General features: G+C 76.6%; 25 protein-coding genes. 12 read left to right on the top strand and 13 right to left on the bottom strand.

Going from position 1 to position 23,047, the window contains the following annotated elements; translation table 11 throughout:
* The first annotated feature begins 48 nt into the window (after positions 1-48).
* From ABD944_RS40785 to ABD944_RS40760, 6 genes are all read left to right on the top strand, one after another.
* Positions 49-777: a sensor histidine kinase gene (locus ABD944_RS40785; protein ID WP_345187256.1), complete on the top strand. Its 729-nt coding sequence runs from the start codon at positions 49-51 to the stop codon at positions 775-777.
* Positions 774-1,439, top strand: coding sequence for a response regulator (locus ABD944_RS40780; RefSeq protein WP_345187253.1), 666 nt, complete (start codon positions 774-776; stop codon positions 1,437-1,439). Before ABD944_RS40785 ends, ABD944_RS40780 begins: the two co-directional genes overlap by 4 nt.
* Positions 1,440-1,528: 89 nt before the next feature.
* Entirely contained in the window at positions 1,529-2,236 is a 708-nt protein-coding gene (locus ABD944_RS40775) for an RNA polymerase sigma factor (protein WP_345187251.1), read from the top strand.
* Positions 2,233-3,012 carry a methylated-DNA--[protein]-cysteine S-methyltransferase gene (locus ABD944_RS40770; protein ID WP_345187249.1) on the top strand — a complete coding sequence of 260 codons (780 nt, stop codon included), beginning with the start codon at positions 2,233-2,235 and terminating at the stop codon, positions 3,010-3,012. The genes ABD944_RS40775 and ABD944_RS40770 overlap by 4 nt, the downstream gene beginning before the upstream one ends.
* Before the next feature lie 142 nt (positions 3,013-3,154).
* On the top strand, positions 3,155-4,231 hold the full coding sequence (locus tag ABD944_RS40765) for an NAD-dependent epimerase/dehydratase family protein (protein ID WP_345187247.1): 1,077 nt from the start codon (positions 3,155-3,157) through the stop codon (positions 4,229-4,231).
* A gap of 137 nt (positions 4,232-4,368) precedes the next feature.
* Complete coding sequence (locus tag ABD944_RS40760) at positions 4,369-4,620, top strand: hypothetical protein (protein WP_345187244.1); 252 nt, start codon at positions 4,369-4,371, stop codon at positions 4,618-4,620.
* Positions 4,621-4,668: 48 nt separating this feature from the next.
* Here the strand turns inward: ABD944_RS40760 and ABD944_RS40755 are convergent, their stop codons facing one another.
* The 4 genes from ABD944_RS40755 to ABD944_RS40740 all read right to left on the bottom strand — a co-directional run bounded on the left by ABD944_RS40755 (position 4,669) and on the right by ABD944_RS40740 (position 8,263).
* On the bottom strand, positions 4,669-4,833 hold the full coding sequence (locus ABD944_RS40755) for a CDGSH iron-sulfur domain-containing protein (protein ID WP_345187259.1): 165 nt from the start codon (positions 4,831-4,833) through the stop codon (positions 4,669-4,671).
* 115 nt (positions 4,834-4,948) lie between these two features.
* A complete protein-coding gene (locus ABD944_RS40750) occupies positions 4,949-5,650 on the bottom strand; it encodes a HemK2/MTQ2 family protein methyltransferase (RefSeq protein ID WP_345187242.1) in 702 nt (233 codons plus the stop codon).
* A gap of 14 nt (positions 5,651-5,664) precedes the next feature.
* Complete coding sequence (locus ABD944_RS40745) at positions 5,665-6,783, bottom strand: iron-containing redox enzyme family protein (protein ID WP_345187240.1); 1,119 nt, start codon at positions 6,781-6,783, stop codon at positions 5,665-5,667.
* A 187-nt stretch (positions 6,784-6,970) separates the two neighbouring features.
* Positions 6,971-8,263, bottom strand: coding sequence for a carboxylate-amine ligase (locus ABD944_RS40740; RefSeq protein WP_345187238.1), 1,293 nt, complete (start codon positions 8,261-8,263; stop codon positions 6,971-6,973).
* A gap of 180 nt (positions 8,264-8,443) precedes the next feature.
* On the opposite strand from ABD944_RS40740, the gene ABD944_RS40735 reads away from it, so the two are divergent.
* The gene (locus ABD944_RS40735) at positions 8,444-9,037 is read left to right on the top strand and encodes a cysteine hydrolase family protein (protein ID WP_345187235.1); all 594 of its coding nucleotides are present in this window, start codon (positions 8,444-8,446) and stop codon (positions 9,035-9,037) included.
* Positions 9,038-9,044: 7 nt separating this feature from the next.
* Positions 9,045-10,016, top strand: a complete 972-nt coding sequence (locus tag ABD944_RS40730) for a GlxA family transcriptional regulator (RefSeq protein ID WP_345187233.1) — start codon at positions 9,045-9,047, stop codon at positions 10,014-10,016.
* Positions 10,017-10,052: 36 nt separating this feature from the next.
* Here ABD944_RS40730 and ABD944_RS40725 read toward each other — a convergent pair whose 3' ends face one another.
* Entirely contained in the window at positions 10,053-10,829 is a 777-nt protein-coding gene (locus ABD944_RS40725) for a sulfite exporter TauE/SafE family protein (RefSeq protein ID WP_345187230.1), read from the bottom strand.
* Between the two features lie 173 nt (positions 10,830-11,002).
* Between ABD944_RS40725 and ABD944_RS40720 the strand changes: the two genes are divergently transcribed.
* The gene (locus ABD944_RS40720; protein ID WP_345187228.1) at positions 11,003-11,794 is read left to right on the top strand and encodes an alpha/beta fold hydrolase; all 792 of its coding nucleotides are present in this window, start codon (positions 11,003-11,005) and stop codon (positions 11,792-11,794) included.
* Positions 11,795-11,809: 15 nt separating this feature from the next.
* Here the strand turns inward: ABD944_RS40720 and ABD944_RS40715 are convergent, their stop codons facing one another.
* The gene (locus tag ABD944_RS40715; protein WP_345187225.1) at positions 11,810-12,433 is read right to left on the bottom strand and encodes an IMPACT family protein; all 624 of its coding nucleotides are present in this window, start codon (positions 12,431-12,433) and stop codon (positions 11,810-11,812) included.
* Positions 12,434-12,490: 57 nt separating this feature from the next.
* A complete protein-coding gene (locus ABD944_RS40710; protein WP_345187223.1) occupies positions 12,491-13,270 on the bottom strand; it encodes an HAD-IIA family hydrolase in 780 nt (259 codons plus the stop codon).
* Between the two features lie 185 nt (positions 13,271-13,455).
* Here ABD944_RS40710 and ABD944_RS40705 point away from each other — a divergent pair, with 185 nt between their 5' ends.
* Positions 13,456-15,231, top strand: a complete 1,776-nt coding sequence (locus ABD944_RS40705) for a class I adenylate-forming enzyme family protein (RefSeq protein ID WP_345187218.1) — start codon at positions 13,456-13,458, stop codon at positions 15,229-15,231.
* Between the two features lie 4 nt (positions 15,232-15,235).
* Positions 15,236-15,658 carry a RidA family protein gene (locus tag ABD944_RS40700; RefSeq protein WP_345187215.1) on the top strand — a complete coding sequence of 141 codons (423 nt, stop codon included), beginning with the start codon at positions 15,236-15,238 and terminating at the stop codon, positions 15,656-15,658.
* A gap of 82 nt (positions 15,659-15,740) precedes the next feature.
* Here ABD944_RS40700 and ABD944_RS40695 read toward each other — a convergent pair whose 3' ends face one another.
* The 3 genes from ABD944_RS40695 to ABD944_RS40685 form a co-directional block, all read right to left on the bottom strand.
* Complete coding sequence (locus ABD944_RS40695; RefSeq protein WP_345187213.1) at positions 15,741-16,316, bottom strand: TerD family protein; 576 nt, start codon at positions 16,314-16,316, stop codon at positions 15,741-15,743.
* Positions 16,317-16,458: 142 nt separating this feature from the next.
* Entirely contained in the window at positions 16,459-18,267 is a 1,809-nt protein-coding gene (locus ABD944_RS40690; RefSeq protein ID WP_345187211.1) for an acyl-CoA dehydrogenase family protein, read from the bottom strand.
* A complete protein-coding gene (locus tag ABD944_RS40685) occupies positions 18,264-19,295 on the bottom strand; it encodes an ACP S-malonyltransferase (protein ID WP_345187208.1) in 1,032 nt (343 codons plus the stop codon). Before ABD944_RS40685 ends, ABD944_RS40690 begins: the two co-directional genes overlap by 4 nt.
* A gap of 152 nt (positions 19,296-19,447) precedes the next feature.
* On the opposite strand from ABD944_RS40685, the gene ABD944_RS40680 reads away from it, so the two are divergent.
* The gene (locus ABD944_RS40680; protein WP_345187206.1) at positions 19,448-20,506 is read left to right on the top strand and encodes a 3-oxoacyl-ACP synthase III family protein; all 1,059 of its coding nucleotides are present in this window, start codon (positions 19,448-19,450) and stop codon (positions 20,504-20,506) included.
* Between the two features lie 87 nt (positions 20,507-20,593).
* Here the strand turns inward: ABD944_RS40680 and ABD944_RS40675 are convergent, their stop codons facing one another.
* The 3 genes from ABD944_RS40675 to ABD944_RS40665 all read right to left on the bottom strand — a co-directional run.
* The gene (locus tag ABD944_RS40675; RefSeq protein WP_345187203.1) at positions 20,594-21,040 is read right to left on the bottom strand and encodes a DoxX family protein; all 447 of its coding nucleotides are present in this window, start codon (positions 21,038-21,040) and stop codon (positions 20,594-20,596) included.
* 156 nt (positions 21,041-21,196) lie between these two features.
* Positions 21,197-21,799, bottom strand: coding sequence for a DUF6058 family natural product biosynthesis protein (locus ABD944_RS40670; RefSeq protein ID WP_345187201.1), 603 nt, complete (start codon positions 21,797-21,799; stop codon positions 21,197-21,199).
* 57 nt (positions 21,800-21,856) lie between these two features.
* A partial coding sequence (locus ABD944_RS40665) for a hypothetical protein (protein WP_345187198.1) occupies positions 21,857-23,047 on the bottom strand: 1,191 nt, incomplete at its 5' end.

Below are 23,047 nucleotides of genomic sequence, written 5' to 3'. Positions count from 1 at the left end.
AGCTCCAGTTCCAGACGCAGATCGTGGCCGCCACCGTCCTGATGGGAGATGCACGACGTGCTCGCCCACCGGATCTCGCTGATCAACGTGCAGGCGGGGGCGGCGCTGCACCGCCGCGACGACCCGGGCCGCGCCTACACGGCGCTGGAGGCGATCAAGGCGGCGAGCAAGGACACCCTGCGGGAACTGCGCGGGATCCTGGGCGTGCTGCGGCAGGTCGACGCCGAGGACGGCGCGCCCGGGGCGCCGGAGCGGCCGGTGGCGCCGCCGCCGTCGCTGGCGCGGGTCGGGGAGCTGCTGGACCAGACCGCCGCGGCCGGGCTGGCGGTCCGCCGCGCCGGCGACCTGCCCGAGCCCGGTGAGCCGGGGACGGCGGCGCTGGGGGACCTTCCGGCCCCGGTCGGGCTGGCCGGATACCGCATCGTGCAGGAGGCGCTGACCAACGCTGTCCGGCACTCGGGGGCCGCCGCGGTCACGGTCGAGGTGCGGGTGTTCCCCGGCGAGGTGGTCGTGCGGGTGGACGACGACGGCCCAGGCCCGCCCGCTCCCCCGCACGCGGAGGGTGCGGAGCTTGGTGCGGGCGGCAACGGGGTGCGGGGCATGCGCGAACGGGCCGCCTCGGTCGGCGGGGAGCTGGCCGCCGGGCCCGGCCCGGCGGGCGGGTTCCGGGTGTGGGCGCGGCTGCCGCTGGACGCCGCCGGACCGGCCGCCCCGCGCGAGAAGGACACGAAGGACGATATGAGCGGGCTGGGCGAGACAACAGAGGAGAACGCGTGATCCGGGTGCTGCTGGCCGACGACCAGACGCTGGTCAGGGCGGGGTTCCGGTCGATCCTGGAGGGCGAGGACGACATCGAGATCGTCGCCGAGGCCGGCGACGGGGAGCAGGCCGTCGCGCGGGCACGCGAGCTGCGGCCCGACGTGGTGCTGATGGACATCCGCATGCCCGTCCTGGACGGGCTGGAGGCCACCCGGCGGATCATCGCCGATCCCCGCCTCGCCGACGTCCGCGTGGTGATCTTGACGACGTTCGACCTGGACGACTACGTCTACGGCGCGATCAAGGCCGGGGCCAGCGGGTTCCTGGTCAAGGACACCGAGCCGACCGAGCTGATCCACGGGGTGCGGGTGGTGGCGCGCGGCGACGCGCTGCTGGCGCCCACGGTGACGCGCCGGCTCATCGCCGAGTTCGCCTCCCGGATCACCGCGCCGCCGCCTGCCGCCGAGCTCAACGCGCTGACCGAGCGGGAGAGCGAGGTGCTGCGGCTGGTCGCGGCGGGCCTGTCCAACGAGGAGATCGCCGGGCGGCTGGTGCTGTCGCCCGCCACCGCCAAGACCCACGTCAGCCGTATCCTGGCCAAACTCGGCGCCCGCGACCGCGCCCAGCTGGTGGTGCTGGCCTACGAGACGGGAATGATCCGTCCCGGCTGGCTCGGCTGACCACCCGCCCGGCCCCATCTCACGGCCCGGTCTCGCGGCCCCGCTCCGAGGGACCGCAACCGGGCCGGTCACGGCGGTGTTGAACGGATGTGACGGTTACGGACGAAGCTCTCACCCGCGCCCCCGACGCCGCCGCGGGCGGCGGGGACGCCCCGGCAGGCGACACCGCCGGGGCGCGGGTCGCCGCCGCCCTGGCCCGCGACCTCGACGAGGGGTTCGCCGACCTGTACGAGGCCTACCGGGGCGCGGTGTTCTCCACCGCGCTGCGGCTGTGCGGGCGGTGGGCCGAGGCCGAGGACCTGTCCGCCGAGGCGTTCCTGCGCGCCTACCGCGCGCTGGCCGGCTACGAGCCGGCGCGCGTCGCCGGGCTGCGGCCGCGGGCCTGGCTGCTGACGATCCTGACCAACGTGTGGCGCAACAGCCTGCGCACGGCCGCGCGGCGCCCGCCGCCGGGCCCCATCGAGGACGCCCCCGACCCGCCCGACCCGGGCGAGGGCGTCGAGGACGCCGCCGCCCGCCACGAGACCGGCCGCGAGCTGGCCGGCCTGCTGGCCCGGCTCCCCCACCAGCAGCGCGCCGCGGTCGTGCTGCGGCACGTCACCGACCTGCCCGTCGCTGAGATCGCCGCCGTCCTGGACCTGCCCGAGGGCACCGTGAAGTCCCACATCTCCCGCGGCCTGGCCCGCCTGCGCGCCCTGCGCGCCGAACCCGGCGCCACCGGACCCGGCGTCACGGGGCCGGGAACCACCAGGCCGGGCACCGCACCCGACCCCGAGCAGAAAGGGGGCACCCGATGAACCGCACCGACCCCGCCGGCGGCACGCCCGACCCGCTGGCCGGTGAACTGGCGGGCCTGGCCGCCGACGCGCCCCCGGCCCTGCTGGACCGCATCGCCGCCCGCCGCGTCCACGTCCCCGGCCCCCTGGAGGGCCTGCAGGTCGCCTTCACCGACCAGGGCGTCGCCTACCTGCGCGCCGGCATGGACGAGCGGGAGTTCGCCGCGGCGTTCCGCGCCCGGTTCGCCCGGCCGCTGCTGCCCGCCGACCGCCCCCCGCCCGGGCTGCTGCCCGCGCTGCGCACCGGCCGGCTCGGCACGCTGCGCCTGGACCTGCGCGGCCTCAGCGACTTCGAGGCCGCCGTCCTGCGCGCCGCCGCGCAGATCCCGCGCGGCCAGATCCGCCCCTACGCGTGGGTGGCCCGGCACGCCGGACGGCCCAAGGCCGTCCGCGCCGTCGGGTCGGCGCTGGGCCGCAACCCCGTCCCGCTGCTGATCCCCTGCCACCGCGTGACCCGCTCCGACGGCTCCCTGGGCGACTACGTGTTCGGCGCCGGCGCCAAGGAACGGCTGCTGCGCGCCGAGGACGTCGACGTCGAGGAGGTGACCGGGCTGGCGCGGCGCGGCGTGCGGCTGGTGGGCTCCGACACCACCGGGATCGTGTGCTACCCGACCTGCGCGGACGCGCGCCGGATCACCCCCGGGCACCGGCGCGGGTTCCGGGACCTGGCCGCCGCGCGCGCCGCCGGGTACCGGCCGTGCCTGCACTGCCGCCCGGGCGAGGCCCTCCCCGCCTGACCCGGCCCCCGCCGGCCGCGGGCCCCGGGCGCGGGCCCCCGGCCGGCGGCGCGGCGGGCATACATCGGCGCGGGACGGGAATGGGGCCGTCCACCTGCGGGGACGATCCCGCGGGCGAACCGCCGACGAGGGGGAGATCGCCATGCGCGTCGTCGTCACCGGCGCCACGGGCAACATCGGGACCAGCACCGTCCGCGCGCTCGCCGAGGACCCGGCCGTCACCGAGATCACCGGACTGGCCCGCCGCGACCCCGGCCCCGGGGCCGCCCGCGAGGCCGACCCCGCCGGGACCGGCAAGCTGCGCTGGGCCGAGGCCGACGTCACCGACACCGACCTGGTCCCCCTGATGCGCGGCGCCGACGTCGTCATCCATCTGGCCTGGCTGTTCCAGCCCACCCACCGGCCCGCGGTGACCTGGGACGCCAACGCCGTCGGCAGCGCCCGGGTGTTCGACGCCGCCGCCCGCGCGGGCGTGCCCGCGCTGGTGTACTCCTCTTCGGTCGGGGCCTACTCCCCCGGCCCCAAGGACCGCGCGGTCGACGAGTCCTGGCCCACCCACGGGTGGCCCGAGGCCGCCTACAGCCGCGAGAAGGCCTACGTCGAACGGCTCCTGGACGCCTTCGAGACCGCCAACCCCGACTGCCGCGTCGTGCGGCTGCGGCCCGGGTTCGTCTTCGAACGGCAGAGCGCCAGCGAGCAGCGCCGCCTGTTCGCCGGGCCGCTGCTGCCCGGCCGCCTGGCCCGCCCCGACCTCATCCCGGTCGTGCCGGACCTGCCCGGCCTGCGGCTGCAGGTCCTGCACTCCGCCGACGCCGGGCAGGCGTTCCGGCTCGCCGCCACCGGCGAGGCCCGCGGCGCCTTCAACCTCGCCGCCGAACCCGCCCTGGACGCCGCCGAACTCGCCGACCTGCTCGGCGCCCGGATCGTGCGGCTGCCCGCGCGGGGCGTGCGGGCCGCGCTCGCCGCCGCCTGGAACCTGCACCTGGTGCCCGCCCCCCCCGCACTGCTCGACCTGGCCCTGCAGATCCCGCTCATGGACACCGCCCGGGCCCGCGACGAGCTCGGCTGGACGCCCCGCCACAGCGCCCGCGAGGCGATCACCGAGTTCCTGGAAGGGCTGCGCACCGCCGCCGGCCGCGACACCCCCCCACTGGCCCACGACACCGGCGGGCGGCTGCGCGGACGCGAGTTCGCCACCGGAGTCGGCCGCAAGCCCTGACCGCACCCACGCCGACTCCGCCACCACGCACCAGACGCCATCACGCACAGACGGCCACCACCCACCACGACCGGCGGCGCGGTCCGGCCCCACGGCCCGGCCCCGCTCCGCCGCCCAACCGATCCGGAGGTCACCCGATGCCGACGATCACAAGCGAGCACCTGCACACCCTGCTGGCCTCCACCGACCGCGGCGCCGCGCTCGTCGTCGTCGGCGGCCGCGCCGCCGTCGTCCCGGCCGACCCGAGCCGCGGCGACGGCCCCGAGGACGCCATGGTGATCACCACCCGGGACGCCGTCATCGCCGAACTCGACACCGGCGCCAACGAGGAGCAGATCGAGGCCCTCGCCCAGCGGCTGGACACCGCCCTGGACAGCCTCGGCGGCTGACCCCCACCCGGCGGCAACGTCGCGGCGGGGGCCGGCCGCCGTCCGGGATCAGTCGCGGCTGCGCCGGCGATGGCTGGTGTCGCAGAACGGGTACGCGCGGCTGCGGCGGCACGCGCACAGCGCCACCAGCCACCGGTCCGACACCGCCGTCGACCCGTCCTCCATCACGACCTCCACCGGGCCCTCCACCAGCACGGGGCCGCCCGGCACCATCCGCACCCGCCGCCGCTCCCGGCCGCCCGGCGTCTCTCCGCCCGGGCCTTCGGCGCCGTTCGCGGGACCCGGCCGCGACTCAGGCCGGGTCTCGGGCCGAGTCTCAGGCCGAGTCTCAGGCCGCCCGCTGGTCGCGCTCATCGGCCGCCTCCTCCTCCATCCGGTCCGCGCGCACCACCACCAGGTCCTCGTGCCGCTGCCCCTCCACCAGCAGGCCGCGCGCCCGCAGCCCGTCCGCGCGGCGCCGCATCACCGGCCCGAACGGCTCGCGGTGCCGCGCCACCACCGACGCCCGCATCCCCGCGCGGCGCAGCCCCACCAGCGTGGCCGCCACCCCGTTCAGCGCCGAGTGCACCACCAGCAGCGTCCCCGACGGCGACAGATGCCGGGGGGCCTGCGCGCAGATCCGGTCCAGCAGCATCCGGCCGTCCGGGCCCGCCTCCCACGCCCGCGCCCGGCCCCGCACCGACGCCGGGTCGACCTCCCCGGCCACGTACGGGGGGTTCGCGACGATCACGTCGAACTCCTGCCCGGCGACCGGCGCGAACATGTCCCCGCGCAGCACCCGCACCGGCAGCCCCCGCATCCGCGCGTTCACCCGCGCCGCCAGCACCGCCTGCGACGAGGCGTCCACCGCGACGACCTCGCAGCCCGCCCGCGCTGCGGCCAGCGCCACCGCACCGGTCCCCGTGCCGAGCTCCAGCACCCGCGCCCCCGGCGGCGCCCCCGCCCGCGACAACGACCTCAGCAGCGCCCGCGTCAGCAGCGAGGTGTCGGCCTGCGGCCGGTACACGCCCGGCGGCCTGAAAAGCATCATCCCGCCCCTCCCCTTCACCCGGCCGCCGGCGCGGCCGCCGGCACGTCACTCACCACACCGGCCCCGGCGCCGGGGCCCGCATCGCCCACCACATCGCCCACCGCGTCGGCGAGCGGGCGCCGCAGCGCCGAACGGCCCGCCCGCCAGCTCCCCAGCAGATGGCCGCCCAACCGGTCCTCCAGCAGGCCCGTCGCGCGCACGCCCAGCACCACGTCCCCGGCCAGGCCCGGCTCGGCCTCCAGCAGCCCGCCGATCACCTCATGGCGCAGCACCTGCTCGTGGACGGCGTCGGCCTCGATGTGCTCGGTGTGGAACAGCAGGGCGCGCGGACCGGCGCCCAGCCGCTCCAGCGCCCGCGCCATCCGCCGCGCCGACGGCGCCGTGGTGATCTCCGCCGCCGCGAAATGCCCCACCAGCGCGGCCCGCAGCGACCGGTGCAGCCCGAACAGCGACATCATGTTCACCGTCGCCAGCATCTCCGCGGGCGCCGCGTCCACGTACGCGCCGTAGGACGGGTCCAGCCCCAGGTCGTCCAGCAGATCGGCGTACAGGCCCTGGTGCGTCATCCGCGCGCGGCCGCCGCCGAACTCGTCGTTCTCCACCGCCGCCAGCGCCGCCTTGGCCCGCCCCCGCAGCCGCGGGATCACCCACGCGTGCGGATCGGCCTCCTTCAGGTGGTACACCGACCGCAGCGCCGCGTACTCGCGCATCTGCCCCCAGGTGCCCTCGTCGCGCAGATGGTGGGACACGCCGCGCGCGTCCACCGGCTCCACCAGGAGCTCCTCAAGCGCCCCCTGCACGTCCCCGGCCGCTTCCGGGCCGGTCGCCCGCCACACGTCACGGCGCAGCGCCGCCAGGAACACCGCCTCCATCGCCCCGCGCAGCCGCAGCAGCCCCGGATCCCACTCCCAGTCCGGGTCCACGCCCGCGAACCCCTGGTAGTGCAGCTCGTAGCAGGTGTGCAGCGCCAGCTGCAGATCCTCCCCGTAGGGGTCGCAGGACCGCGCCTCGGCGACCAGCCCGCCGATCCCGGACGGCCCAGGCGGGTCGTCGCGAAGCGGGCTCGGGGGCGGGCCCGAGGCCAGGACGTCCGTCACGGCCCGCGACAGCGGCCCGCGCGGCTCCGGCAGCACCGGGGCCCGGTCCGCGCGCGCCCGGACGGAACCGAGCGAACCCCCGAATCCGAAGCCGGACGCAGGGCCCGACCCGGGAGCCGATGCAGGGCCTGACGCGGGAGCCTGCCCGCGTCCGGTCCCCGGGCGGGGCTCGGGACCGCGAGAGGGCGGTCGGTCCTGGTGAACGGTCATGTGTCCTCCGTCGTCAAGGGGCGTCCGGCTCCGGTACCCGCTCACCCGCGTCCCATACGCCCGGTTTCTCCCCAGGAGTCTCGTCGGGCGGCTCCCCCGCCCCCTCGGCGGGCCCGCCCGCCACGTCCGGCCCTGCGTCCGAGCCGGCACCGAGGCCGGCCTCCAGGTCGGTGTCCAGGTCGCCGGACTCGGTCTGGCGGACCAGCATGTCCACCACCGCGCGCGGCCCGCCCCGCCGGGCCGCCCGGCGCTGCCGGTCCGCTCCCGTCCCCGCGCGGCGCACGCCCTCCACCAGCCTGGACACCGTGTCCAGGTCGCCGGCCTCCTCCAGCGCCGGGGCCGCGCGGGCGACGAGTCCGTCCAGCAGCCGCCGCGCCGGGACGGCACGGTGCGACACCGGGTCCACCATCGCGCCGTCCAGACCGTGCCGGGCCGCGTTCCACAGCGCCGCCGCGCACACCTGCCCGTCCACCCGCGGCGCCTCGCGGCCCGCCGCCAGATCCGCCAGCGCGGCGGCCACCAGGCCCCGCACCAGCGCGGCCTGCAGCACCGCCTCGTCCGCCGTCGCCGCCGCGTCCCCCGCCCGCACCTCCACCGTCGGCCACCGCGGCGACGGCCGCGCCAGCCAGAACGTCATCGCCCCGTCCACCAGCGCGCCCGACTCCACCAGCGCCGCGACCCGCGCGTCGTAGTCGGCCGCCGACGCCGACCACGGCGGCACGCCCGCCCCCGGGAACCGCGCCATCTCCATCATCCGGCGCGCCGCGTAGCGGGTGGGGCGCCCGCGGTCGAACGGCGAGTTGGCCGCCAGCGCCACCAGCACCGGCAGCCACGGCCGCAGATGGTTCACCACCGCCACCGCCGCCTCCCGGTCCGGGACGCCGACGTGCACATGGCAGCCGCACGCCTGGTAGTCCTCGACCACGTCGCCGTAGGCGGACACGATCGCGGCGAACCGCTCGCCCCGCGCCGCCGGCGGCGGGCGGCCGCCCAGCACCGGCGTCCCCGCCGCCACCAGCAGCGTCCCGCGCGCCCGCGCCGCCTCCGCCAGCCGCGCCCGCCCGTACCGCAGCTGCGCGCGCAGGCCCGCCAGGTCGTGGCACACCCCCGTGACCGCCTCCACCTGCGACCCCAGCAACTCGGTGTGGAACGACCCACCCGAGGCCCGCCACCGGTGCGGCCCGGCCCTTTCCAGGACGTCCTCGGCGTGCCCGACGCACTCCCCCGACCCCGGGTCCACCAGCAGGAACTCCTCCTCCACCCCGAGACTGACCCCCGGCGCGTGCCCCCCGACGCCTCCGCCCATGCCGAGTCCCCCTCACTCGTACAGACCCCCTCACCTCGGGGGATTCCCGCCCAGAACGTCCCCTCCCTCCCCCGCCCGAGATCCTTTACGCCGCCGCCGTCCGCCATGCTGACCGGATCGTTCCGCTTCCCGTCGCGATGACGCCTGTCGGGCGCCGCCGAGCCCGGCCAGGATCGACCCATGAACCGAGCGCTCCTCGTCATCGACGTCCAAGAGTCCTTCCGCCGCCGCCCCAACTGGGCGGCGGTCTCGGCGCCCGACATCGCCGCCCGCGCCGCGCGCCTGGCCGCCGCCGCCCGCGCCGCGGGCGACCTGGTCGTGTGGATCCTGCACGCCGAACCCGGCACCGGGAACCCCTTCGACCCCGCGCTCGGCCACGTGCGCCTCATGGACGGCCTGGCGCCCGAGCCCGGCGAGCCCGTCATGACCAAGACCTCCCGCAACGCCTTCACCACCACCGGCCTGCAGCAGCTGCTCACCGAACGCGGCGTCGGCGAGGTCACCGTCTGCGGCATCCAGACCGAGCAGTGCTGCGAGACCACCGCACGCCTGGCCGCCGACCTCGGCTACCGCGTCGCCTTCGTCACCGACGCCACCGCCACCTTCCCCATCGAGCACCGCGACGCCCCGCCCGGCCGCCCCCTGGCCGAGATCCTCGCCGACCCCGCCACCCTGCCCACCGACCAGATCATCGCCCGCACCGAGTACGCCCTGGCCGGACGGTTCGCCGCGATCGCCTCGCTCGACGACCTCGCACCCGCCCCGGTAGGCTGACCGGATCGTGACCTGCGTCGTCTTCCTGCTCGTCCCCGGCCTGCACCTGCTCGACCTGGCCGGGCCCGCCCAGGTGTTCGGCACCGCCGCCGACGCCGGCCTGCCCTACCGGCTCGCCTACGTCGCCGACCGCACCGCCCCCGGGGACGAGCCGGAGACCGCGCCCCCCTCCGCCGCCGCGCCCGCGACCGTGCCCGCGACCGTGCCCACCGCGCAGGGCGTCGCCCTCCAGGCCCCCACCGCATGGCCCGACCTCACCGCGGCCGACATCGTCCTGGTCCCCGGATGGCGCTGGGGCGACGGCGAACCCCACGCCCCGCCCGTCTCCGCCCGCGCCGCCCGCCGCCTGGCCGCCCACCACGCCGCGGGCGGCACCGTCGCCAGCGTCTGCGCCGGAGCCTTCGCCCTCGCCCACGCCGGACTGCTGGACGGGCGCCGCTGCACCACCCACCACGAGCTCCAGGACGCCCTGGCCCGCCGCCACCCGCGCGCCACCGTCGTGCGCGACGTGCTGTACGTCACCGACGGCCGCGTCGTCACCTCCGCCGGCATCGCCTCCGGCATCGACCTCGCCCTGCACCTGGTCGCCTCCCGGCACGGCCCCGGCGCCGCCGCCCGCACCGCCCGCGCCATGGTCGTGTACGCGCGCCGCAACGGCGACGAACCCCAGGCCAGCGCCCTGCTGCGGCACCGCGCCCACGTCAGCGACGCCGTCCACCGCGCCCAGGACCACATCGACGCCCACTACGCCGGCCCCCTGCCCCTGCACGTCCTGGCCGCCGAGGCCGGCGTCAGCGAACGCACCCTCACCCGCCGCTTCACCGCCGCCACCGGCCTGACCCCGCTGCGCTACCAGCAGGAACTGCGGCTCGAACGCGCCGAGCACCTCATCGGGCAGGGCGCCACCACCGACGCCGCCGCCCGCGCCGTCGGATTCACCGACGCCCGCATGCTCCGCCGCCTGCGCGCCCGCACCTGACCGGTGCCCGCCCGCCCGCGCCGCCCGCGAGGCGGCTCAGCCGCGCAGCGCCACGTACGGGGCCAGCGCCAGCAGGCTCACCACCAGCGCCCCCTTCAGCGCCCCCGCCGGCACCGCCCGGGCGATCACCCACCCCGCCAGGACCCCCGCCAGCTCCGGGACGCCCACCAGCGCCGCCAGCGGCCAGTCGACCGCGCCCGCCGCGAGGTACCCGACCGTCCCGGCACCGGCGATCACCACCGACTGGGCCTGCGCCGCGGCCAGCGCCGACAGCACCGGCACCCCCAGCGCCACCAGCAGCGGCACGCACAGCATCGGACCCCCGACCCCGAACATCGCGCCCGCCGCCGCCACCCCCGCACCCGCAGCCGCGGTCACCGCCCGCCCCGGACCGTCCGCCGCAGGCCCCCGGCTGCCGGGACGCCGCACCAGCACCAGCACCGCCGTCACCGCAACCAGCGCCCCCAGCAGCACGCCGAACGCCCGCCCCGTCACCAGCCCGTTCAGCAGCACCCCCACCGGCGCCCCGACCACCGCGCCCCCGCACAGCAGCACCGCCGCCCGACGCGCCTCCGGCTCGCGCAGCTGCCCCGACCGCGTGTACACCGCCGTGCCCAGCACGCCCGTCGCGACGTTGGTGACCAGCGCCGTGCCCGCCACCTGCGCCGGCGACAGCGGCGTCAACGCGAACAGCCCCGCGGTGACCAGCACCCCGCCCGGCCCGACCGCCGTGATCCCGATCCCCGCCGCGACCGCCAGCAGCACCAGCCCCGCCACCACGCCCGGCCCCAGCCCCGCGACCGCCCCCGTCACCGGCCCTCCCGCCGCCCGGTGCACGGCCCCCCGTCCCGCGGCGGCGGCGCTCCGCGCAACGCGCTGAGCCGGTGTGAGATACCCATTCTCGACATTGTGCGAGATCCTGCCCGCCGGTCAACGACCACGCGCAGCGGACCGCGCAAAGGCGGCCACCTGGGAAGGAACCCTTCATGGACATCACGCACTCCAAGGACGGCACCCGCATCGCCATCGACCGGACCGGCGAGGGGCCCGCCCTGATCCATGTCGGCGGCGCCCTCAACGACCGCGGCTCCGGCGCGGCGCTCGCCGGGCTGCTGGCCCCGCACCGCACTGTCCTCACCTACGACCGCCGGGGGCGCGGCGACAGCGGCGACGCCCCGCCCTACGCCGTCGAACGCGAGATCGAGGACCTGGCCGCCGTCATCGAGGCCGCCGGCGGGTCCGCCGCGGTGTACGGGATGTCGTCCGGCGCCGTCCTGGCGCTGCGCGCCGCCGCGCACGGCCTGCCCATCACCCGGCTCGCGCTGTTCGAGCCGCCCTTCAACCCCGCCCACGACGACCGCCTCACCCGCGCCCGCGCCTACAACACCGAGCTGACCGGCATGCTCGCCGACGGGCGCCCCGGGGACGCCCTCGCCCTGTTCATGACCGCCGTCGGCATGCCGGAGGATATGGTCCGCCAGATGCGGGGCGCGCCGATGTGGCCCGCGCTGGAGGCACTCGCGTCCACCCTCGCCTACGACTCGGCGGTCATGGACGACGCCGCCACGGGCGCCGAGCTGCCGCACGACCTGCTCGCGGGCGTCTCCGTCCCGGCCCTGGTGCTGGACGGCGGCGACAGCCCCGCCTGGATGCGCGACATCGCGCGCCGCACCGCCGCGCTCCTGCCCGCCGGGACGCACCGCACCCTGGACGGCCAGACCCACGACGTCGACCCCGCCGCGCTCGCCCCGGCCCTGGAGGAGTTCCTCGCCGCCTGAGCCGCCCGGGCCCGGTCAGGGGACGGGCACCTCGACGTGGCCGGGCGCGCCGCGCCTCGTCCGGGCGCGCCCGGCGGTGACCTCGGCGGCCCACGCCTCGAACGCCTCCAGGTCCGGGACGGGCACCGCCACGTCGGCCTGCACGTCCGTCCCGTAGCGGACGTCGCCGGGCTGGTGGCCGCGGGCGTGCAGGTCGCCCAGGAACCGCCCCGCCAGCGCGTGGTCCACGCCGACGGTGACCGTCACCACCGGGCGCAGCTCCACGACCCCGACGGCGTCCAGGGCGCCGGCGACCGCCTGCCCGTAGGCGCGCGCCAGACCGCCCGCGCCGAGCTTCACTCCGCCGAAGTGGCGGGTGACGACGGCGGCGGTGCCGGTCAGCCCGCGCCGCACCAGCACCTCCAGCATCGGGATCCCCGCCGTCCCGGCCGGCTCGCCGTCGTCGCCGCTCTTGGTGATCTCGCCGCGCTCGCCGACGACGTAGGCGGTGCAGTTGTGGGTGGCGTCGCGGTGCGCGCGCCGGTGCCCGGCGATGAACGCCGTCGCCTCCGCCTCGTCGGCGACGCGGGCGAGCGTGCAGACGAACCGGGACCTGCGAACCTCCAGCTCCGCCGAGCCGCCCTGTCTGATCGTGCGCATGGCGCCTGCGAGTCTACGTTCCCGCCCGGCCGCGCCGCGGCCGGGCGCGGACGCGGGTCAGACCAGCTCGATGAGGTCGGCGATGGACGCCACGACGCGGTGCGGGCGGAACGGGAACCGGGCGATCTCGTCCTTGCGGGTGACGCCCGTCAGCACCAGGATCGTCTCCAGCCCGGCCTCGACACCGGCGACGATGTCGGTGTCCATCCGGTCGCCGATCATCGCGGTGCTCTCGCTGTGCCCGCCGACCACGTTCAGCGCCGTGCGCATCATCAGCGGGTTCGGCTTGCCGACGAAGTAGGGCTCCACGCCCGTCGCCCGGGTGATCATCGCGGCGACGGCGCCGCACGCCGGCAGCGAGCCCTCCGGGGACGGGCCGATCGGGTCGGGGTTGGTCGCCACGAACCGGGCGCCGCCCTCGATCAGCCGGATCGCGCGGGTGATCTGGGAGAAGCTGTAGGTGCGGGTCTCGCCGAGCACCACGTAGTCGGGGTCGATGTCGGTGAGGACGAAGTCCGCCTCGTGCAGCGCCGTCGTCAGGCCCGCCTCCCCGATCACGTAGGCCGACCCCTCGGGCCGCTGGTCGGCCAGGAACCGGGCGGTGGCCAGCGCCGAGGTCCAGATCGCCTCGGGCGGGACGACCAGCCCGGCCGCCGCCAGGCGGGCCGACAGGTCCCGCCGGGTGTAGATCGAGTTGTTGGTCAGGATGAGGAACGGCTTTCCGGACGCCGCCAGGCGGCGGACGAACTCCTCCGCGCCGGGGACGGGACGGCCCTCGTGCACCAGGACGCCGTCCATGTCCGACAACCAGTACTCGATCGGCTTGCGCTCGGTCATGCCCCCATTGTCGCAGGCAGGGATCTTCCTCGGGACCGTCGGCCCGGACCGGTCTCCTCCGGGCCCGCGGCGCCGGGGCGTTGACCTGTGTGTGACGCGGACCATACATTTTCGGACACGGCGCACCGAATCGTGTTCGGCGGACGGGCCGCCCGGCGGTGCGCCCACCCCGCGGGAGGCGCGACGTGCAGAGCCGGGACGTGCAGAGCCGGGACGTGCAGGACACCGGGCGGCCGCTGGCGGGCGTCGCCGAGGTCAGGGCGGCGATGACGGCGCCGGGGCAGCCGTTCGAGATGGCCGAGACGCGGATCCGCGGCGTGCGGACCCGCGTGTGGAAGAACGCCCCGCCCACCCTGCGCGACGTCCTGGAGATCTCCCGCCTCCACGGCGACAAGGACTTCCTGGTCTACGGGGACGACCGGCTCACCTTCGCCGAGCACCACGCGCGGGCGGCCGCGTTCGCGCGGGCGCTCGCCGACCGGTACGGGATCGCCAAGGGCGACCGGGTCGCGATCGCCATGCGCAACTACCCCGAGTGGTCGGTGGCGTTCTTCGGCGCCGCCGTCGCCGGGGCCGTCGTGGTCCCGCTCAACGCCTGGTGGAGCGCCGCGGAGCTGGAGTACGGGCTGGCCGACAGCGGCGCCAAGGTCCTGGTCGCCGACACCGAGCGCGCCGAGCGGCTCGCCGGCGTGCTGCCGGACCTGGGCGTGGCGTGCCTGGTCGCGCGCGCGGACGGCGCCCTGCCCCCGGGAGCGGAGGCGTTCGAGGACGCCGCCGGCGTCCCGGGCACCGCGGCGTCCTCCGAAACGTCCCCGCCCGAGGCCCCCCTGCCCGACGTCCCTCTCGACCCCGAGGACGAGGCGACGATCTTCTACACCTCCGGCACCACCGGCCGGCCCAAGGGCGCCCTCGGCACGCACCGCAACATCGCCGGCAACCCCGTCAGCCTCGCCTACGGGGTCATGTCGGCGGGCGTGCGCGCCGGCCGCACGGTCGAGGAGCTCGCGGCGCCGCAGCCGCGCGTGACGCTGCTGAGCGTCCCGTTCTTCCACGCCACCGGCTGCCACTCGGTGCTGGTGTCCAGCGCCCTGCAGGGCGGCACGGTGGTGCTGATGTACAAGTGGGACGTCCGCAGGGCGCTGGAGCTGATCGAGCGGGAGCGGGTCACCGGGTTCGGCGGCGTGCCGACGATGGCCTGGCAGGTCCTGACCTCCCCCGACTTCGCCGAGTTCGACACCTCCAGCCTCACCGGCGTCAGCTACGGCGGCGCGCCGGCCGCGCCCGCCCTCGTCGACAAGATCAGGGAGCGGCTGCCCGAGCGGATGCCCGGCAACGGCTACGGCCTCACCGAGACCTCCTCGGTCACCACCTACAACGGCGGCGTGAACTACCTGGAGCGACCCGACAGCGTCGGCCCGCCCGTCGCGGTCTGCGACGTCAAGGTCGTGGGGCCCGCCGGGGAGGAGCTGCCGGCCGGCGAGGTCGGCGAGCTGCTCATCAAGGGGCCCAACGTCATCAAGGGCTACTGGAACAGGCCCGAGGCGACCGCGGCCGCGTTCACGGACGGCTGGTTCCACAGCGGCGACCTGGCCCGCCTGGACGACGACGGGTTCGTCTACATCGTCGACCGCGCCAAGGACATGCTGATCCGCGGCGGGGAGAACATCTACTGCGCCGAGGTCGAGGCCGCCCTCTACGAGCATCCCGCCGTCGCCGACTGCGCCGTGATCGGCGTCCCGCACCAGGTGCTCGGCGAGGAGGTCGGCGCGGTCGTCGTGCCGCGCCCCGGCGCGGCGGTGTCCGAGCGCGACCTGCGGGAGTTCCTGGGCGGGCGGATCGCCGCGTTCAAGGTGCCCGCGCACGTGTGGTTCCGCGAGCAGGGACTGCCCCGCAACCCCGGCGGCAAGATCCTCAAGACGCGGCTGCGCGAGGAGCTGCTCGGCCGCCCCCCGGTATCGTGATCTTGTGAGGAGCGACGAACCCGGCCCCGCCCACCGCCAGATCGACGCGCCGGGCCTGGCGCCCGGGCCCGGATACAGCCACGCCGTGTCCGTCGACGTGCCCGGCCGGCTCGTGGTGATCAGCGGCCAGATCGCGCTGGACTCGGCGGGGAACCTGGTCGGCCCCGGCGACCTGGAGGCCCAGACCCGGCAGGTGTTCGCCAACCTGGAGACCGCGCTCACCGCCGCCGGCGCCCGCTGGGAGCACGTCGTGCGGCTCGGCTACTTCCTGCGCGACGCCGGCGGCGCCCCGGTCGTGCGGGCCGTGCGCGCCGAGTTCGTCCCCGAGGGCGTCGCGCCCGCCGCGTCGCTGGTCGAGGTGTCGCGCCTGGTCCGCGACGACCTGCTGGTGGAGATCGAGGCCCTCGCCGTCGTCCCCGCCGGCTGACGGGCGCGCACGCGGGCGCCGGCCCCGGACGCGCGACGGGGCGCCCCCGGCCATGGGGGCGCCCCGTCCACGTGCGCTGAGGTCAGACGTTCACCCCGAAGTCGGACGCGATGCCCGACAGGCCCGAGGCGTAGCCCTGGCCCACCGCGCGGAACTTCCACTCGGCGCCGTTGCGGTACAGCTCGCCGAACACCATCGCGGTCTCGGTCGAGGCGTCCTCCGACAGGTCGTAGCGCGCGATCTCGCTGTTGTCGGCCTGGTTCACCACGCGGATGAAGGCGTTGCGGACCTGCCCGAAGCTCTGCTGGCGCTTGTCGGCGTCGTAGATCGAGACCGGGAACACGATCTTGGCGATCTCGGCGGGGACGGCGCTCAGGTTCACCTTGATCGCCTCGTCGTCGCCCTCGCCCTCACCGGTGAGGTTGTCGCCGGTGTGCTCGACCGAACCGTCGGGGCTCTTGAGGTTGTTGAAGAACACGAAGTGCTGGTCCGACAGGACCTTGTTCTCCGCCGAGCACAGCAGGGCGCTGGCGTCCAGGTCGAAGTCGGTGCCGGTCGTGGTCCGCACGTCCCACCCCAGACCAACCACGACGGCGGTCAGTCCGGGGGCCTCCTTGGTCAGCGAGACGTTGCCGCCCTTGCTCAGACTGACTCCCACTGTGTCTACCTCCGTATCGGCTGCGGGTGCCACCACCCGCGTGCGGTATGTCTAACGAGAACGGTAGCCACCTTGCGCCGGTTCCCCCGCCTCCTTGGCGAATTCGCGGCGTGGCGTGCCGTTTCTTCCCGGATGTGCCCCTTCAGGCCAGGAACGCGGCGGGCGCGGTGACCGGGGCGGGCAGGTCGAACGCGGCGGCCAGCTCCGCCGCGCGGGGCGCCAGCTCGTCGCAGGCGCGGCGCCGCGCGGCCCCCAGCTCGTCCAGGATCCCCGGCGGGACGACCCCCTCGTTGAGCAGGACGGCGGCGCGGCGTTCCAGCCGGTCCAGCGCGTGCAGGCGCAGGACGGGCCCGAGCGCCCGCGGCCCGGCGCCGGCGGCCGAGGCGAGGATCTCCAGGATGATCCGGTCGGCGCAGGCGGTGGCGGTCCGCTCGGCCAGAGCCAGGTTGCCGTTCCAGGCGGTGAAGGCGTCCTGCCCGTCGCGCAGGGCGGCCTGGACCCGTCCGGCGAGCCGGTCGCGCAGGCGGCGCTCGGCGTCGCGCGCCAGGAACAGCCACACGCGCGGGGAGTCCAGGTCGCCGTCGTCGGGCGGCCCGAGCTCGGGTTCGGGCGGGACGTAGCGGTCGCGGTCGGCCATCGCGCGCGCGGTGTCGTAGAGGATGAGCTGGTTGTCGCCGCCGGCGTTCTGGTAGGCGTGCGTCAGGCCCCGGTAGGCGTTGAGGCGCTCGACGGCCGCGAACCCGGGGGCGCCGCTGTGCACCCGGCAGGCCGACACCGTCTCCTGCGCCTGGACGGTCGCGGCGGCCTTCAGAAGCGCCAGGTCCCGGTCGACCGCCGACCACGGCGCCCACGCGGTCGCCGGCCCTCCGGCCTCGCCCGCGTCCCCCGCCTCGGCCGCCGGGTGGTCCGGAGGCCGCGGGGTGGTGACGTGGGCGGCGACGGCGGTGAGGGCGTAGGCGGACGCCAGCGCCCCCAGGACCGCCTCCTGCTGGTTGCGGTAGTCGGTCAGGGGGCGGCGCGGCGCCAGCCGGCCGAGGGTGGAGCGGCCCGCCGAGTGGGCCAGCAGCATCCCGGCGGCCGCCCGGGTGATCGCGGCGGAGGCCGACACGACCGCCCGCCACACCGGCGGGGCGATGCCCATCGAGCGGGTGAGCCGCGCGGCGGCGGGACCGTGCGGGTCGTGGAAGTCCCCGTCGGGCCCGATGGCCGCCCCGTCGCGCAGCCACGCCCCGTAGGGGACGCGGACGTCCTCCAGCAGGACGGCGGCGTAGTCGATCTGCAGCCCGGTGGTCTCGGGCGCCGGGACGATCCGCACGCCGGGCGGGGCGGTGCCGCCGGGTCCGCGCAGCGGCACGGCGAACACGAACACGCCGCGCTCCTGGCCGCCGTGGACGAGGGTGGCGTAGACGGCGGCGGTCTTGGGCAGGTCGGGATGGGCGGTGTTGGTGGGGAACTTGGCGGCCTGCGCGTCGGGCGTGCTGAGGACGAACCCGCCCGTGGCGGGGTCGTGGCGGGCGACGGTGCGGGGCGACAGATGGCTGTTGCTGCGTCCCACCTCGGTCATCAGCAGCGTGCCGAACGAGTCCATCGACTCCAGGGACTCGCGCAGCGGCCGCGTCTCCTCCTGCCCGGCGCCGAACCGCAGGACCGGGCCGAGCGCGAGCGTGTAGTGCAGCAGCATCATGTGGAACAGCGGCGGGTCGGCGATCGCGGCGCGCTCCAGCAGCGCGCACAGGGCCGGCGGGTCGGCCAGCAGCTCGCCGGCGGGCGGCGCGGCCAGCCCGGCGCGGCGCAGCCGCTCGTAGGTGAGCGCGTGCCGGTCGGGCGCGGTGAGCCCGCCGGGGACGGTGAAGAACTCCTCGGGGACGGCCTCCTCTAGCCGCGCGCGCGTCTTGGCGTCGAGGGAGGAGCCGTGCACGAACTGCCGCAGGGCGTCGGCGTCGGAGGTCACGAGGGGTCCTTTCGCTCGCCGGAGGGGGTGACGCCGGGGGCGGCCTTGCCGGTCAGGCCGTGGCGGGGGCGGTCGCGCAGCGGCGCCATCGTCCGCGCGTCCGGCAGGGTCAGCCGCGCGCACTGGCACAGCGCGTTGCCCGCGCCGGCCTCGGTGAACACCGTCGCGCCCGCCGCGTGGACGGCGCGCAGGGAGTCCGGCAGCCGGACGGGTTTGACGATGCAGTCGGCCATGGCGCGGTGCAGGTCGTCGTCGTCGCGGTAGGCGCGGCCGCGGACCGGCGAGTGGACCGTCAGCTCCAGAGGCCGCTGCGGGAAGCCGCGGATCATCGCGTACCACTCCTCGTCGGCGCCGGCCATCGCGGGATGGTGGGACAGGTAGGGCACCGCGAGCCGCACGGCGTTCACGCCCTGGCCGCGCGCGGTGTCCAGGACGGTGTCCAGGGGCCCGTCGGGTCCCGACACGACCGTGACCTGCGGGGCGTTCAGGCACGCGACGACCACCTCCGGCGCGCCGGAGGCGTCGATGCAGGCGCGGGTGCGGTCCTCCCCGGCCTCCAGGAGCCCCATGCCGCCGCCCCCGCCGTGCCGGGCCAGGACGCCGACGGCGGCCACGCCCATGCGGGCGCCGTCGGCGATGGAGAACGCGCCCGCGCACACCAGCGCGGCGATCTCTCCGAAGCTCTGCCCGACCGCGAAGCGGGGGTGGACGCCGTGGGCGCGCAGGGCGCGGTCGACGGCCACGGACGCGGCGTAGCCGGCGAGCTGGGCGACGCCGGGGGTGCGGGCGGCCTCCCGGTAGCCGCCGGGATCGTCCATGAGGATCTTGCGCAGGAGCGGCCAGCCCTTGGGGGGAAGGCCCTCCTGGACGGCGTCCAGGACGTCGGCGACGGCTCGGGCGGCGCCGGCGCCGGTGCGGGCGAGGGCGGGCAGGTCGGGGACCCCGGCGGAGCCGGTGCCGGGGAACAGGAAGGCGCAGACGTCGTCGGGTTCGAGCAGTTCGGCCGGGCGGAATCGGGGTGCGGGCACGCGGGGTCTCCTTACCTGGAAGGAAGGCTGCCTTTTCCTTTTAGCCAACGGCCGCTTAGCTCTCAGTTATGGACCAAAACCCTGAAATGGGATTATTCACTTATGGGATGGGACTGACAACCGCCAGTCCGGTGATGGGAAGAGGCCCCCGCATGACCGTGCCCGACGCGCACCGGCCGGACCGGGCGGACCACAGCGGAGCGGCGCGGGACGGCGGGCGGGGGTGGGCCATCCGCGGAACCGGCGCCCACCTGCCCCGCGACGTCGCTCACAGCGCCGACCTGTCCCGCTCGCTCGGCCTGGAACCGGACTGGATCGAGCGCCGCACCGGGATCAGGCGGCGGCACGTCGTCGCCCCAGGCGAGGCCGCCTCCGACCTCGCCGCGGCCGCCGCCCGCCGGGCGCTGGAGGCCGCCGGGCTGGACGCCGCCGACCTCGGCCTGATCGTGCTCGGCACCTCCACGCCCGACGTGATCGCCCCGTCCACCGCCTGCCGCGTGCAGACGATGCTGGGCGCCCGCCGCGCCGCCGCGTTCGACATCTCCGCCGCCTGCACCGGGTTCGTGTTCGGGCTTCAGACCGCGATCGGCTGGCTGGCCACCCAGCGCGGCGCGCCCCCCTACGCCCTGGTCGTCGGCGTCGAGGTGTACTCGCGGTTCCTCAACCCCGGCGACCGCGCCACCGCCGCCCTGTTCGGCGACGGCGCCGCCGCCGTGGTCGTCGGGCCCGCCCCGGCCGGGCACGGCATCGGCCCCATCACCCTCGGATCGGACGGCTCGGGCGCGGACGACGTGCTCATCCCCGCGGGCGGCAGCCGCCTGCCCGCCACCGCCGAGACCCTCGCCGCGCTCGGCCACACCATCCACATGGACGGCCGCGCCGTCCGCGACTTCATCACCGCGATCTTCCCGCGGCTGGTGGCCGAGGCGACCGAGGCCGCCGGGGTCAAGCCCGCTGACCTGGCCCTGGTCATCCCGCACCAGCCCAACCCGCGACTGGTCGCCGCGCTGGCCCCCGACGCCGGGCTGGACCCGGCGCAGCTGGCGATCGTCGGGGACGAGGTCGGCAACATCGGCGCCGCCAGCATCCCCTTCGCCCTCGACCGCGCCGTGCGGACGCACCGGATCGGCCCCGGCGACCTGGTGCTGCTCGCCGGGTTCGGCGCGGGACTGACCTGGGGGCACACGCTCATCACCTGGCCCCCGCCCTGATCCGCGCCCCGGCCGGGGGCAGGCATGACGGTCGAGGGCCCGCGAGCCTTCCGGCTCGCGGGCCCTCGACCGCGCGGACGCGTCCGCTCAGCGCTTCAGCAGGCGCAGCACCCGGCGGGACTCGGCGCGGCGGTCCCAGGCGACGGCGGCGAACACGACCGCGAACGCCACGGGCAGCAGCGCCCACGCCGGCTCCAGCACCAGCAGCTGGGTGAGGGCGGCGCCGCCCATCAGGCCGATCAGCCCGGCCGCGGCGAGCCCCGCCAGCCGCGGGACGACCAGCCCGATCGCGCCTGCGGCCTCCACGGTCCCGGTCAGGTACCGCAGCCACTGGCCCCAGCCGATCTCCTCGAAGGTCCTGACGGCGTCGGCCTGGCCGGCGAACTTCGGCAGCGCCGAGGCGAAGAACAGGAACGCGGCGAGCAGGATCTGCGCGCCCCACAGCACCTTGCGCAGCGTGCGCCGCTCCCCGGTCGTGCGGGTGGTGGTGACGCGGGCGGCGGTGTGGGCGGCGGTGTGGGTTTGGGCGCTCATGGCGGCGGTCCTTCCGTGCGGTGTCTCATCGGCCTTTCACTGACGCGTCGCACGGCCGGCCGCCGGATCGACATCCCGCCCCGGATTTCTTCGAAGAATTTTCCGCGGCGGTGTCAGCGCAGGTGAGAGCTGGTGGACGTCACCGCGGTGGAGGCGTCAGGCGTCGCGCGGGTAGCGGGCGCGCACCGCGTCGACGCACCGGTCCCGCGACACTGGTCCCGCGAACCGCAGCCGGTCGTAGGCGGTGAACGGAGGCTCCAGCGCGTCGAGCTCGTCGACCAGGGCGTGCAGCCGCCGCGTCCACGCCGGCGTCCCGGCGTCCGGCTCCGCCGGCGCCGCCTCGATCGCGCTGACCAGGGCGTCCTTGTACTGGATGTTCTGCGGCGTCACCGAGCGCAGGCACACGTACTGCCCGTCGAGGTAGGCGGCCCATTCCGCCTCGGCGGTGCCCGGGTCGTCCCAGTGCGAGAGGAACCAGCCCCTCAGCGCGTCGATGCCTCCCGCCTGCCCGGCGAGGTCGAACAGGTCCGGGGGCACCATCTGCGCGCCGTCGGAGCGCAGGTAGCCGGGCAGGGGCAGCCTGCCCGCCAGCATCAGCCGCCGCACCTCGTCGGCGTCGCGGCCGGTGTCGCGGCACAGGTCCTCCAGGTCGGTGAACCAGGCGGTGACGTAGGCGTCGTCGGCGGCGGTCATCGGGTGGTCGCCGTTGACCTCCCGGAACCGCGCCGCCAGCCGCGCCTTCAACTCGGGGTCGCTCATACGCGGACGCTAGCCCGCGGTCGGTTCGCCGAGCACCGAAGCATCACCGCGCGGCGTTCACCAGGGCGACAGCACGAGCGCCTGGACGGCCAGCGCGGTCACCGCCTGCGCCGCCAGCCACGCCCGCACCCGGGAGCGGTCGACGGCCACCGCGACCGTGAGCCAGGCGGCGAACGGCACCCAGATCCGCTCGACCTCGCCGCGCGTGACACCGGACACGTCCAGCACCAGCACCCCTAGCAGCGCCGCACCCGCCAGCGCCGCCACCGCCGCCGCCGGTGCGACCGCCCGCGACCGCGGCCCCCGTCCCAGCACGCCCCGCCACAGCACGTCCCTCCATAGGGCGCCCCGGCACAGTTCGGTCAGCGTGCGCGGCAGCGCGTGCGCCACCGCCGGACCGGTCAGCAGGCCCAGCACCGCCAAGTTCGCGAACAGGAAGTAGGCGTAGGAGCGCTGCGCCGATCCGCGGCTGACCAGGTAGGTGTCCAGGGTGGCGCGGACGCCGTCGGGCCACCAGAACCCCAGCAGCGTGAACGCGGCCGGGACCACCGCCAGCCCGGCGCCGGCGACCGCGAGAGCCCGCGCCCGCGGACGGCCCAGCACCACGACCGCGAGCGGCACCGCCAGCAGCGGCAGCAGCCCGTAGCTCAGATACGGCAGGCACCCCAGCAGCAGCCCGCCCGCCGCCGCCGGGACCAGCGCCCGGTTCCGCCCGCCGCGCGCGGCGAGCGCGAGCAGCGCCGTGCCCCAGGCCGCGACGGCCAGGAAGAACGCGTCCATCGCCGTCGCGATCCACACCGCCAGCGGCGCCAGCGCCAGGAACGGCACCGCCGCCCGCGCCGCGCGCTCCCCCGCCAGGCACCGCACCGTCACCGCGATCGCCGCCGCCGCCGACGTCCCGGCCGCGATGATGAGCGCCGCCGCCCAGCCGGTGCCGCCGAGACCGGCCTTCTCCAGTCCCCACAGCACCAGCATCGGCAGCGGCGGATGCCCCCGCACGTGCGTGGTGTAGCCGCCGAGCCGCTCGGTGAAGGTCCGCAGCCATTCCAGCGGGTCGGGGCGCAGCTGGACCAGGCCCGCCGGATACTCGGTCGGGGCGTCCAGCGGCCGGGCGAGCGCGCCCCACCCGTCGCAGACGGCCAGAGCCACCGTCCACGCGGCGGAGGCCGCCCACACGAGCGGCGGCAGCGCACGCCACGGCAGCCGGGCCGCGAGCGCGGGCAGCGCCGTCTCCGCCAGGGCGACGGC

It is taken from the genome of Actinomadura verrucosospora (assembly GCF_039540335.1).
GTDB lineage: Bacteria > Actinomycetota > Actinomycetes > Streptosporangiales > Streptosporangiaceae > Spirillospora > Spirillospora verrucosospora.
This window is presented reverse-complemented; position numbering and strand designations above follow the sequence as displayed.